Source organism: Paenibacillus cymbidii (assembly GCF_004764705.1).
GTDB lineage: Bacteria > Bacillota > Bacilli > Paenibacillales > NBRC-103111 > Paenibacillus_AN > Paenibacillus_AN cymbidii.
The window spans coordinates 57,690-69,508 of the sequence record NZ_SHLX01000041.1; the positions used below are offsets into that span (position 1 = coordinate 57,690).

General features: G+C 55.5%; 9 protein-coding genes. 3 read left to right on the forward strand and 6 right to left on the reverse strand.

Features of this window, described 5'->3' with window-relative positions; all coding sequences use genetic code 11:
- Positions 1 to 18: 18 nt before the first annotated feature.
- Positions 19 to 852 carry an ABC transporter ATP-binding protein gene (locus EXY20_RS34660; protein WP_135557011.1) on the reverse strand — a complete coding sequence of 278 codons (834 nt, stop codon included), beginning with the start codon at positions 850 to 852 and terminating at the stop codon, positions 19 to 21.
- A complete protein-coding gene (locus EXY20_RS34665; protein ID WP_135557012.1) occupies positions 828 to 1,598 on the reverse strand; it encodes an ABC transporter permease in 771 nt (256 codons plus the stop codon). The genes EXY20_RS34660 and EXY20_RS34665 overlap by 25 nt, the downstream gene beginning before the upstream one ends.
- A 252-nt stretch (positions 1,599 to 1,850) precedes the next feature.
- On the opposite strand from EXY20_RS34665, the gene EXY20_RS39360 reads away from it, so the two are divergent.
- On the forward strand, positions 1,851 to 1,994 hold the full coding sequence (locus EXY20_RS39360; RefSeq protein ID WP_167859731.1) for a hypothetical protein: 144 nt from the start codon (positions 1,851 to 1,853) through the stop codon (positions 1,992 to 1,994).
- A gap of 984 nt (positions 1,995 to 2,978) precedes the next feature.
- Here EXY20_RS39360 and EXY20_RS34670 read toward each other — a convergent pair.
- The gene (locus tag EXY20_RS34670) at positions 2,979 to 4,112 is read right to left on the reverse strand and encodes a glycoside hydrolase family 88 protein (RefSeq protein WP_135557013.1); all 1,134 of its coding nucleotides are present in this window, start codon (positions 4,110 to 4,112) and stop codon (positions 2,979 to 2,981) included.
- Positions 4,113 to 4,245: 133 nt separating this feature from the next.
- On the opposite strand from EXY20_RS34670, the gene EXY20_RS34675 reads away from it, so the two are divergent.
- Positions 4,246 to 5,115, forward strand: a complete 870-nt coding sequence (locus tag EXY20_RS34675) for an AraC family transcriptional regulator (protein WP_135557014.1) — start codon at positions 4,246 to 4,248, stop codon at positions 5,113 to 5,115.
- Positions 5,116 to 5,140: 25 nt separating this feature from the next.
- Here the strand turns inward: EXY20_RS34675 and EXY20_RS34680 are convergent, their stop codons facing one another.
- From EXY20_RS34680 to EXY20_RS34690, 3 genes are all read right to left on the reverse strand, one after another.
- A complete protein-coding gene (locus tag EXY20_RS34680) occupies positions 5,141 to 5,791 on the reverse strand; it encodes a response regulator transcription factor (RefSeq protein WP_135557015.1) in 651 nt (216 codons plus the stop codon).
- Positions 5,792 to 5,860: 69 nt separating this feature from the next.
- Positions 5,861 to 8,221 (reverse strand): sensor histidine kinase, encoded by a 2,361-nt coding sequence (locus EXY20_RS34685; protein ID WP_135557016.1) that lies wholly within the window; start codon positions 8,219 to 8,221, stop codon positions 5,861 to 5,863.
- Entirely contained in the window at positions 8,218 to 10,530 is a 2,313-nt protein-coding gene (locus tag EXY20_RS34690) for a sensor histidine kinase (protein WP_135557017.1), read from the reverse strand. The genes EXY20_RS34685 and EXY20_RS34690 overlap by 4 nt, the downstream gene beginning before the upstream one ends.
- 392 nt (positions 10,531 to 10,922) lie before the next feature.
- Between EXY20_RS34690 and EXY20_RS34695 the strand changes: the two genes are divergently transcribed.
- Positions 10,923 to 11,693 (forward strand): amidohydrolase family protein, encoded by a 771-nt coding sequence (locus EXY20_RS34695; RefSeq protein WP_167859732.1) that lies wholly within the window; start codon positions 10,923 to 10,925, stop codon positions 11,691 to 11,693.
- The last annotated feature ends 126 nt before the right edge of the window (positions 11,694 to 11,819 follow it).

Here is an 11,819-nt window from a genome sequence, read left to right on the forward strand (position 1 = left end):
CTCCAAGCGGGCGCGGAGTTATTTGGCGATTTCCAAATATTCTTTGTATACCTTGGACCATATTTCGTTTTTGATGCGGATAAATCGTTCGTCCAGCTTGGTCGCCTGATCGCGCGGGTAAGGGATATCGACAGGCACGATTTCTTTGATCCTTCCGGGGCGTGCACTCATGATAACGACCCGCTGGGCGAGCAACACCGCTTCTTCGACATCGTGCGTGATGAAGAAGCACGTTTTTTTCTCCGCCGCCCACGTTTTGAGCAGCTCTTCCTGCAGTTGGGCGCGCGTTTGTGCGTCCAGCGCTCCGAAAGGCTCGTCCATCAGCAGCACATCCGGCTGTACCGCATACGCCCGGGCAATAGCTACGCGTTGCTTCATGCCCCCCGACAGCTCCTTCGGATAGGCATGGGCAAAATCTTTCAGTCCGACGAGCTCGATGTAGGTTTTCGCCTTCTCCCGTCTTTCCTGTTTGCCAAGCCCTCTGAGCTTCAAGCCGAATTCGACGTTTTTCTGTACGGTTTTCCAGGGGAACAAGGCGTATTGCTGGAAGATGACGCCACGATCCTTGCCCGGCCCCTTTACTTCCTCGCCGTCAACGGCAACCGAACCGGCCGATTTGCTTTCCAAACCGGCGATGATGTTGAGCAGCGTCGTTTTGCCGCAGCCGCTTGGTCCGACGACACAAACGAATTCGTTGCGGAATATGGACAAGTTCGTTTGTTCCAAAGCAACAACGTCCCCGCTGCTTCCGGTGTATATTTTGGACAAATTGGCAATCTCGACTTTCGCAACCGGATCCGCCCCTGCTTGACGATGCGAACCGTTTCCTATTCCTTGCGCAGTTCCTGCCATCCCGTCAGCCTCCTCTCCAAATAAAGAACCCCTTTGTCCATCAATAATCCGATGATTCCGATCACAATAATCCCGAGAATGACGAGTTCCATGCGGAAATACAAGCTGGCTTCCATGATCATGTTGCCGAGCCCTTTGGATGCGCCGGTCAATTCGGCGGCTACCAATGTCGTCCAAGCGCTGGCCAGTCCGAGCCGAACGCCGACCAGAATGTAAGGAAACGAAGCGGGAACGACGACTTCGAAGAAAATGTCTTTATCATTTGCACCAAGCACTCTTGCCGCTTTAATCAAGGTGGGGTCGACATTGCGTACGCCCTGAAAAATCGAAATGACCATAATCAGGAACGTCGCGACGAAGATGACTGAAATTTTGGCCGATTCGCCTATTCCTTGCGTCACGATCACGAGCGGAATGAGCGCAATCGGAGGAATGGTACGGAAAAATTGAATCCACGGTTCAATCAACGATCGGACGAGCGGGTACCATCCCATCAGAAAAGCGACCGGCAACGCGACGGATAAACCAAGCCCGAAGCCGCCCAATACGCGCATAATACTCGCCCAGATGTTGGTCCACATTCTGCCGGACTGCGTTTCGGCAATAAACGCTTTTACAATGGTGACCGGATCGGCAATGATGCTTCCAATTGCGGAGACACTGGAAAGCAAATACCAGAGGATGATGCCGATCGCGATGGACATCGCCGTTATGGCGGTGCGGGGGAATCTCCACCTCTGCTCCATACTGGCTTCCCTTCTTTCGTATTTGAATTTGCTGATGATGCAAGTTCATTTTAATAAGATATTGCGCGGCGGAGTAGTTTGAACTATTTTCAACCTTTTCTGCCTGCGATTTGTCGCTTGCATTCGTTTTTCTAGGTTACGAAAACTTGCGTGTTTACGCGTGCGGACGTTTTATTTACTAATGAAAGGTAGCAAGGGTGTGTCGCATGGAAATCCAGTGTATATCCAATAAAAAGAATAAAGGGACTGGAGATGGAATTAGGATGGGTAATTCAATTAAGCCAAGAAGAACGCAAACATTTAGAACAACTGATCAATAAAGTGAAAGTAGTCGGATATAAAATCAAACATGGGCATATGTTGCTGAAAGCCCATGAAGGTGAGGTTGGAGCGTGAAAAACAAACCAATTGCAGGAAGAAGTTAGACGGGGAGGCTGAAGCGAAACTGATCGCAATCACATGAGCCGGCCCTCGGAAGGCTGCAGCAGATGGTCGGTTCGGTTGCTCGCCGATCGCTTGGTCGAACTGGAAATCGTAGATGAGATCTCGCATATGACCGTACAGCGCGCGATGAAAAAACAAACTGGCTGAAGAAACAATGGCGTATCCCGGAAGTTTCGGGGGAGTTTGTCGCTCGCATGGAGGACGTACCGGATGTCTATCAACGTCCCAGACCCTAAGCGTCCCTTGGTCTGGTTGTTCGAATGACGAATAGTCTTTGGACTTTCGGTGGAAAGAATGGTTTTGATTACATTGCCGATATTCATAGGATTGGTAATCTTGTTGAGGAGGCTCTAAAGGAATTATCCTAAAGTCCATCAGTAATTGTAATGAGGAACGACAGTGCAAAGAACCAGGAACAGATTTCCGCTGCTGGAGACTATTCCTTTTTCATTAAGGACGGCGGGATAGTTTAAACAATACGACGAAATATTCTTGGGGGACACATCCCGGGAGATGTCGGCGCTTCTGGTCGTCGCTCAACTAACGGACAGTTTAGTTCGAACTGGAGGGACGGAACTGAGTGCCGCTACCGGACGAAATAATAGGTGATAAGCCACTTAACGGAACTGAGCGCCGTTATTCAGCAAAAATGGTGCAAATGCGCCTGTTAACCGCCCAATAACGGCGCTGAGTTCCGTTGCGATGCGATTCATCGGGTTGTGCCCATAAATAAGGGCGCTGGGTTCCGCTAGCTTCCTCCACGTGTTTGAACAACGAAATTTGTAATGCACTCACGCGGAACTATCGTTTCCAATCCCAAAGTAAAGAAAGGCGAGTATTACGCTAACGGAGAACGATAGCTCGATTAAAAGAGCAGCAGTCCAGGACTTTATTTTCAAGTCCGAGGCTGCTGCTTTTCCGTGTCAACTCAAAAAACTACCAATACGCCTTCGTGCGGCCGAGCAGCCGTGCGACCGCTTCGGCGAAATAGTAGTCGCCATAAATGAGCGACACATTCACTTCCACATGGCGCGACCGGAAGCCGGTCGCTTCGCGCAGCAGCCCTTGCTCCTCCGGCGCGCCGACGGTGGCGTAATGCGCAAACAAGCTGCCGACGATGCGCTCCGCCGCGGCGCGGAACAGCGCCGCATCGTCCGGCTCCGCCAGCTGCGCCAGCTCCAGCAAGCCGGCCGCGGCGATGGCGCCGGCCGACGTATCGCGCGGCTCGCCTTCCTTCGACGGCAGCCGGAAATCCCACATCGGCACGCTGTCGGCCTCCAGCTCGCGGATGAACAGCTTGGCGCAGCCGACGGCCCTGTCAAGGAACAGCTTGTTGCCCGTATACCGGTAAGCGTACGTAAACCCGCCGAGCGCCCATGATTGGCCGCGCGACCAAATCGAATCGTCGGCATACCCCTGGAACGTCGTGCCGCGCAGCCGCACCCCGGTTTCCGGGTCGAACAGGTACGTGTGGAAACACGAGTAGTCCGGTCGCACCAACGTATGCGCGCTCGTATCCGCGTGCGCTTCGGCGATGTTGCGGAAGCGGGCGTCGCCGGTCGTTTCGGCCGCCCAGAACAGCAGCGGCAGGTTGTACATGCAATCGACGATGATCCGTCCGCGGTTGCCCTCGCTGAATTCCTCCCCGGGATGCCAAACCGGCCAGGCGTTGATGAACCGACCGGCTTCGTGATAACGCCCGGCCAGCGCCTTGGCCGCATCGATCGCCACTTGGCGCGCTTCGGCGTCTCCGGTCAGCTTGTGGTCCGCCACGGACGACAGCGAGTACAGGAAGCCGATATCGTGATCGAGCGTTTCCGGGTTTTGGTACAGTCGTTTCGTAAACCGGTGCCTCGAACGTCGGGCAACTTCGATAAAGGTCTCATCGCCGCTCAGCTCGTAGCACAAGTAGTTCAAGCCGGTCCAGAAGCTTCCGACCCAGCCTCCGTTTTCGCGAAACTGAAAGAGGCCGTCCACTGTCGATGCCGGCAGTTTGTCGCCGATGGCAACGGCGTTGCTCCGCGTTTTGTCCACGATAAAAGCTTTCATCTGTTCCAATGGCAATGTCATGGCGATCCCTCCGGGCAAACAATTGTATGCCTACCATTGTAGCAGAGGCCGGGCAGATGCCCGTAGCAATTCCGTGTGCTAAAATGGTATCATATTGTCCTAATGGGACAGCGGCTCGGAGGCGGCAATCGCAATGATGAAGCAGGAACGAAGCGTCGTGCATTCCATCGACACGGCTTTTCAATTTGTGTTCGGCTCAGTCGCGGATACGAATTTTACCGGCTATTTTCATGCGCATAAGGGGATTGAACTGCTGTATGTTCAGGAGGGCACCGGCAAGGTGGTCGTCGATCAGCAAATTCGCGAGATCGAGCCGGGGATGCTGATCGTGTTCCAGCCGTTCCAGCTGCACCGGACACAGTTGACGGTCGGCCCGGACACGCCTTACATGCGCACGATCGTTACATTTGACCCGGCGGCGGTAGAGCCGCATTTGGCCGCCTATCCGGGGCTGCTGCAGTTTCTCCAGCGGCTGCGCGACCGCAAGCTCCCGGCGCCAACGATCCGGAGGGAGGAGCTCGGCGACCTGTACCCGCAGCTTGTCGCCCACTTCGGTCGGCATTGGGCCCAGCTGAAGCCGAAGCACGAGGAGTATCCGCTGCTGGTCATCCAGCTGCTGCACGCCCTGCAAGCGGTCTGGCCGAAGGAGGACAATGAGCCTGCGCCGCGGCCGTTTGCCCATTCGGAGCAAATCATGCAGTGGATCGAGCGGCATTACGCCGAGGAGATTCGCCTGGACGAGCTCGCCAGGCGGTTTCACTTGTCCAAGCATTACATGTCGCGCCGGTTCAAGCGCGATACGGGCAGCGGCATCGCCGACTATGTGAACGCAAGGCGCATCCGGCAGGCCATCTTCCTGCTGACGGCCGGAGACAAGAGCATGCGCGACATCGCCGAAGAAGTCGGCTTCGGCAGCGCGTCGTACTTCGGCAAAATGTTTCTCCGCTCTGTCGGTGTCACGCCGCTGCAATACCGGCAGCGCGCCGGCCAACTGTTCCGCTAGCGACTGCCGCCCGCCGGACCGGCGGTTATTTCGCTTCGGGATTGTGGTAGCGCGACCGGATGAACCGTTCGATCGCCTGGGAACGCGTCCTCGCGCCGAGCTTCTCGTACGCCCGTCGCAAATAGTTGTCCACCGAACGTTTGCTTACATGAATGCGAACGGCGATTTCCTCCAACGTTTCCCCTTTGATAATCAGCTTCAAAATTTCCGTCTCGTCCTCGGTCAGCTCCGGTCCCGGGACCTGCAGGCTGTTCTGCATGCGCAGCTGATGATAGACCGATATCGGGATGATCGTGTGATTGCCCTGAATCGACCGGATCATATCGGCGATGGTGGAAGGCTCGTCGGCTTTGGACATGATGCCGGAGACGCCGATATCGAGCAGCTCGTTGTAGAAAGGCATTACGTCCACGCCGGTAAAGATCACGATATGCGTGCTGGAACGAATCTGCACGATGCGGCGCGCCACCTCGCTGCCGAGCAGATCCGGCAAGTTATAGTCGAGAAAAACGAGATCAGGCCTGTGGATTCCGCATTCCCGCAGGCATGCCTCGCCGTTGCCGGCAGTAGCGACAATATCGATATTCCCCACGCCGAGCATGATCGTTTTCATCGCTTCCAGCATGACGGGGTGGTCGTCCACGATGATCGCGGTTAAACGTTTGGTTGCATTCATCCTATCCGGTCCTCCTAATTATAGGGCAATATAGGGAGTTTAGCTTGCTAAACTCTCTCTGCTTGCTTGCTAAACTCTCCCTGCTAATGGAATCGTAATCGTCACTTGCAGGCCGCAGCCGCGGCCGGTGTCCATCATCATCGCCCCTTTCAAAAAGTGCACTCTGCTGCGCATATATTCGATTCCCATGCCGGACGATTCAATGTCGGGCGCTGTCTCCGCTTTCGGCTCGAAGCCGACGCCATCGTCGCGATAGACCAGCACCATGGCATCGCCTGCGGCAGTAAGGGTGAAGGATACCTGTTCGGCGCGGGAATGCTTCTTCGCATTGCTAAGCAGCTCCTGCGCGATGCGAAAGATGTGCCGCTTCGTCTCGGGCTCGTACCGTTCGATGGCCTCTTCGCCTTCCGATCGGTACCAAATGTGGAACGGGGCTCCGACCGCTTCGTTCTCCAGCCACTTCTCCAACGTGCGAACGAGGCCGATTTCGTGCAGCAGGTGGGGAAACAGCTCGAAGAAGCTGTCGCGCAAAGTGGCATTAATGACGTCGATATACTCATAGACACTTGCAACCCGGCGGTATGTTGCGTCGTCCAGCCACATTGGCTCAAAAATGGCGGTCAGCTTGCTGCGCAGAAACAAAATATCCTGCATCGTCGTGTCGTGCAGATCGGATGCGATTCGTTTGCGTTCGTTTTCCTGCAGCTCGAAAGTCAGCTTGCGGAACCAATTCAGCTCGCTGGTTTCCGCTTCGCCGGGCCCGCGGGCGGCGAGCTGCTGCAGCCGGACGGTCAATCTTCTCACGAGGCGGATATTTTCCAGACAGACGGCCAGGTAGGAGACGATGGCGGTCAGCCAAGTTTTTTCCTCGAGAATAAGCGGCAGGCCGGTTTGTTTCCTCGTCACGATCAGGAAGCTTGCATACGTTTCGTTGCGCGTGACCGGCAAACAGAGCAGTTCGCTTTCTTCGCGGCTGCCGGCCGTCGCCAAACGGAGCGCTTCCGCTTGGTCGATCTCGCCGAAGGCGATCGTTTCCGTCGAATGCTTGTACACGAACACGATCGCACCTCCCCGAACGCGCAGCACGGCAACCATGTCGCTGAGGAAAATGTCGCGCAAATCGCGAAAGTTCGATATGGTCTCGAGCTTGCGGGCCATCTGCCGGAGCGACGCATGCAGCTCGTGCTTGCGCGGGAACAGGACGACCTCCACGCGGGCGAATACATTTTCCATCAAATAAAGCGTGGCCGACAACAGGATGACAATAATCACGAAGTAGAGCCCGGCGTATACCGTTGGCACGAACGGCAGCAGCGCGGCGACAATCACGGCGGCCGGCAGCAGCGAGAACAACGTGGTGATCATCGCCCGACGCAGGAAGGCGCCGATATCGTAAAGTTCTTTCGACACGACCAGGTAGGCCACGCCGACAGGGAAAATGAACAAGGTCCACGACGTCCAATGAACCGGCAGCAGCGGTCTCCCGACCAGAAGCAACGGTAGAAAATGAAGCCATGTAATCGGCGCTACGGACACAAGCAGCGTGATCCACAGGTTTCTTATCAGCTTGGACATGTAGGTTCGAGCTTGGCGGAGCCGAATATGGAGGCGCAGCATGACGGCCAGATTGACGATTATGCCGCCGATGAATGCCGCAACCCCCGCCATTTTCACCGACGAATAGATGGCGTAGCTCCACTTGCTCGTGATGAAAAAGAACGCCATCGGCAGGATCAGCACGGCGATGAGCGACCGGTAAACGTTGAGCGGGCGAGTGTCGACGGCTATGTCGTCCTTCTCCTGCGCCAATTTCAGGATGAATTGCAAAAACAGCAGGGGAGCCGCTATGATCCCGATCAGTACTAACGCTTTGCCCAATGCGTCTCCCCGAGCCGAAGCGCCTAGGCTGGTGAAAGTAACGCCAAAGCACAGGAATAACATCGCCAGCTGCCGCGCGGCAGCGGATGGGCGAATTTTGAAATAGCAGACAGCCGCCAAAAAATAACCGCACGTACCGCCCAGGAACGGCAAATAGTTGTAAGGAGGAAACTTCCCCAGCCGAATGGTCAGCTCCATGGGAACGCCGTCCCTGACGATTGACACGGTCCGCGCCTGATCAAGCGTATGCCACCGTACGACCGAAACAAAGTCAGCGGGAGGGTTTCCGTTGATGCGCACCACTTCATCGCCCGCTTTCAGCGTTGGCAGCATGACTTGATCGGCGAGCGGGGTAAGCGGATGGACATACCAGCGCTGGTCGGCGGACGGAACGACGTCAACATTGAAGAATGGAACGCGCAGTGTAACTTGCAGCAGCCACACGTGGCAGGCGATAAAGGCAAGCGCCAATCCGATTGCTCCGACCCGCCTCTTGCCGGAGAAACGAATGGCGGCCTCGGGTGCCTTGCGAGGATGAATGTCTCGATTCATGCAATGCGCTCCTCCCGCAGCGGAATGAGTATCGTTACTTTCAAACCGCGGCCCTGCCCGGTGTCAAAGGCGATAGCGCCTTGCAAAAAATGCACCCTGCTGCGCATAAATTCGATGCCCATGCCGGTCGAATCCGCTTTGAACGTCGGGTTTGGCTGCGGCTCGAAGCCAACGCCGTCATCGGCATAAGTCAGCGACAGCGAACCGTTCAGGATGGCGATGCCCAATGACACATGCGCGGCGCGGGAATGCTTCTTCGCATTGCTGAGCAGCTCCTGCACGACGCGGAAAATATGCCGTTTCGTCTCCAGCTCGTATCGCTCGATTGCCTCGTTGCCGCTTGCCTGGAAGCGGATTTCGAACGGGGCGCCGACCGCTTCCTTTGCCAGCCACTGCTCGATGGTGCGAACGAGGCCAATTTCCTGCAGCAGATGGGGAAACAGTTCGAAGAAGCTTTCGCGCAAATTCGCATTGATGATATCGATGTATTCATAGACGCTTCTGACCCGGCGTTTGGTCGCTTCATCCAGTTGCATCGGTTCGAAAATAGCGGCGAGCTTGTTCCGCAAGAACAGGATATCCTGCATGGTCGTGTCGTGCAGATCGGAAGCGATCCGCCTGCGCTCGTTCTCCTGCAGCTCGAACGTCAGCTTGCGGAACCAGTTCAATTCGCGGGCTTCCGCTTCGCTCGGCACGTAGGCGGCGAATTGCTGGAGCCGGACGGTCAGCTTCCGCACGAGGTGGATGTTCTCCAGGCAGACGGCCAGGTAGGAGACGATCGTCGCCAGCCATGTTTTTTCCTCGAAAATGAGCGGCAGGCCGTTTTTTTTCCTCGTGACGACGAGGCAGCTGGCATACGTTTCGTTGCGGGTGATCGGCAAACAGAAATACTCGCTCTCTTGGCGACTGTCGGCCGTCGCCAGACGAAGCGCTTCCGGCATATCGATGGTCCCGGAGCCGATCGTTTCCGTCGCGTCCTTGTAGACGAAGACGAGCGCTCCGCCCGATACGTGCAGAATGGAAACGATGTCGGACAGCAGCACGTCTTTCAAATCGCGGAAGCTGGAGATCGTCTCCAGCTTCCGAGCCACTTGCTTCAGCGAGGTTTGCAAGTAGTGCTTGCGCGGGAAGAGCACGGCTTCCACTCGGGTGAACACGTTTTCCATCAGATACAGCGTCGTTGACAGCAGAATGACGATAATCAGGAAATACAGGCCGATATAGGAGAGCGGCACGAACGGCAGCAATGCGGCGACGATGACGGCTCCCGGCAGCAGCGAGAACAAGGTGGTAATCATCGCCCGGCGCAGGAAAATGCCGATGTCGTACAACTCCTTGGACACGATCTGATAAGCGACGGAGACGGGAAACAACAACAGGAACCAGGCGCTGAAATTCCTTGAAGGGATGGTATTCCCGGTAATCAGCCAAGGGAAAAAATCGAATGCGGCAATAGGCGCCACCGAGATGAACAACGCGATCCAGATGTTGCGGATCAGGTTCGACATATAGGTGCCGCGGGATGTGCGGCCGTTGTACTGGATGCGCAGCATCATCGCCAGATTGAGCAGGATTCCGGCAAAAAAAGCGGCTATAATCACGATTTTGGAAAATATGTAGTACCCGTAGCTCCACGCGTTTGATACAAAATAAGGCAGCAAGGGGACTGACAAAATGGCAATGAGCAGCCGATCATTATGTTGCAAACGATCATTCATCGGAAGGCCGTCTTTCTCTTGCGCCAGTCGAATAATGAATCGCAAGAACAGAAAAGGAGTCGAAATGGTTCCGACGGCAACCAATATTTTTCCCAAGGGGTCTCCGCGGGTCGAAGCGCCCAGGCTTATAAAAATAAAGCCAAAGACGAAAAAGAGAAACGCAAGCTGTCGCGCTGCAGGGGAGTGGCGGATTTTCACAAAAAGTACGGCGGCCAAAAAATACCCGAGCGTGCCGCCGATGAACGGCAAGTAAAAATAAGGCGAAAACTTTTCCAATCCGAACTTCAGTTCGAAAGATGCGCCGTCCCGCATAACCGTCAATGTCTTCGCCTGGTCCAGCGTATGCCAACGGATGACGGAGGGGAAGAATGCCGGCGGGTTGCCATTGACGAGTACGATTTCATCGCCGATGTGAATAGGGACGGGAATTTGATCTGCGTCCGGATCGATCCCATCGACGAGCCAACGCTGGTCGGCGCTGGGCGAAACGGTAATATTGACAAGCGGATAACGCAACGTCACTTGCAGCAGCCAGACGTGGCACGCAAGAAAAGCAACGGCAAACAAAACGACGGCGGCGCGTTTGATCATGCAGGCAAACCCCCGGGAATGGATGAACAATGATATGCAAGGCGACTTCCCAATTTTACCAAAAATAAGCGAGACTGTATATGGTTTTGTGTCAAGGCAGATTTACATGAATAGCCAGTGAAAACATGGGCTATTTCGTGGCGACGGCCCGTTTTTGACGAAATAGGCCAAAAAAGATGGCTTATTTAACTAACCGCGAAAGGCCGCTGTCTTCAGCCTCGCGCGCATGCGCAAAATTTTCGTTGACAGGAATTGCAGTTGCAAGGTACACTTTGAATACATTGTATACAATAAGTACAGTCACATCATGGAAACAAAATGGCTACAAAATGGTTGGAAAATCAAGGCTTTTTTCTTCAGCGGGCCAAATTTCGGCGATACGGGTGACCAGCATGATTATCATCGATACGCATATGCATTTGGGGACGTCCAGGTTCAGCGGCGTGACCACAACGGAGGACGATATTCTTCAGGCTATGGAGCGGCACCGGGTGGCTGCCGGCTTGATTATGCCGCAGCCGACCCTGGAGGACGTTCCGGCCGTGCATCGCAGCATTGCCCGGTTTGCCGCCGCCCATCCGGGCCGCATTTACGGCATCGCCAGCATCGATCCGTGGCTGGAGGCGGCGGAATACCGGCGCCAGATGGCGGTATGCATGGAGGATTACGGCTTCGTGGCGATCAAGCTGCACCCGCTCGGGCACAACATTTCCCCTTTGTCGTCCTATTGCGACAAAGTATACGAGGCCGCGGCATTCTACGGCGTGCCGGTTATCGTCCATACGGGCCTGGGAGCGCCGAACGCGCTGCCGGCGCTTGTGATCGAGCCGGCCCGTCGGTTTCCGCAGGTAACGTTCATTCTGGCTCACGCCGGCTTCGCCGTCTATACCGACGAAGCGATCGTCGCCGCCGGCGTTTGCGGCAACATCGTGCTGGAGCCGTCCTGGTGCCCGGTATACGCAGTGAAACGCATGCTCGACAAGTTGGGCGCCGGGCGGCTCATTATGGGCTCGGACCATCTCGACAACTTGCCTGTGGAGCTGGCCAAGTACCAGTCCGCCGTACCGAACGAAGAAGTGCGTTCGCGCATTCTGTACCACAACCCGCAGCAGCTGTTCAAGCTGCAGGTGCCGGCCTCGGCCATACCGCATGCCTCATCATAAGAGCAGCGGTACGATGTCAAGACCCTGAATGAAGGAGATTCTCGCGTACCGTCACTTTTTCAGGGGGTGTCCCGAAAAACGGCAAACGCAAACTAAACCTGCCCTACCTAGAATTTCAGATATTTC

Bases quoted from the DNA above. Each gene is read 5' to 3' on its own strand.
- EXY20_RS34695 (WP_167859732.1), top strand. From the start codon at position 10,923: ATGATTATCATCGATACGCATATGCATTTGGGGACGTCCAGGTTCAGC.
- EXY20_RS39360 (WP_167859731.1), top strand. From the start codon at position 1,851: ATGGAATTAGGATGGGTAATTCAATTAAGCCAAGAAGAACGCAAACAT.
- EXY20_RS34665 (WP_135557012.1), bottom strand. From the start codon at position 1,598: ATGGAGCAGAGGTGGAGATTCCCCCGCACCGCCATAACGGCGATGTCC.
- EXY20_RS34680 (WP_135557015.1), bottom strand. From the start codon at position 5,791: ATGAATGCAACCAAACGTTTAACCGCGATCATCGTGGACGACCACCCC.
- EXY20_RS34685 (WP_135557016.1), bottom strand. From the start codon at position 8,221: ATGAATCGAGACATTCATCCTCGCAAGGCACCCGAGGCCGCCATTCGT.
- EXY20_RS34690 (WP_135557017.1), bottom strand. From the start codon at position 10,530: ATGATCAAACGCGCCGCCGTCGTTTTGTTTGCCGTTGCTTTTCTTGCG.
- EXY20_RS34670 (WP_135557013.1), bottom strand. From the start codon at position 4,112: ATGACATTGCCATTGGAACAGATGAAAGCTTTTATCGTGGACAAAACG.
- EXY20_RS34675 (WP_135557014.1), top strand. From the start codon at position 4,246: ATGATGAAGCAGGAACGAAGCGTCGTGCATTCCATCGACACGGCTTTT.
- EXY20_RS34660 (WP_135557011.1), bottom strand. From the start codon at position 852: ATGGCAGGAACTGCGCAAGGAATAGGAAACGGTTCGCATCGTCAAGCA.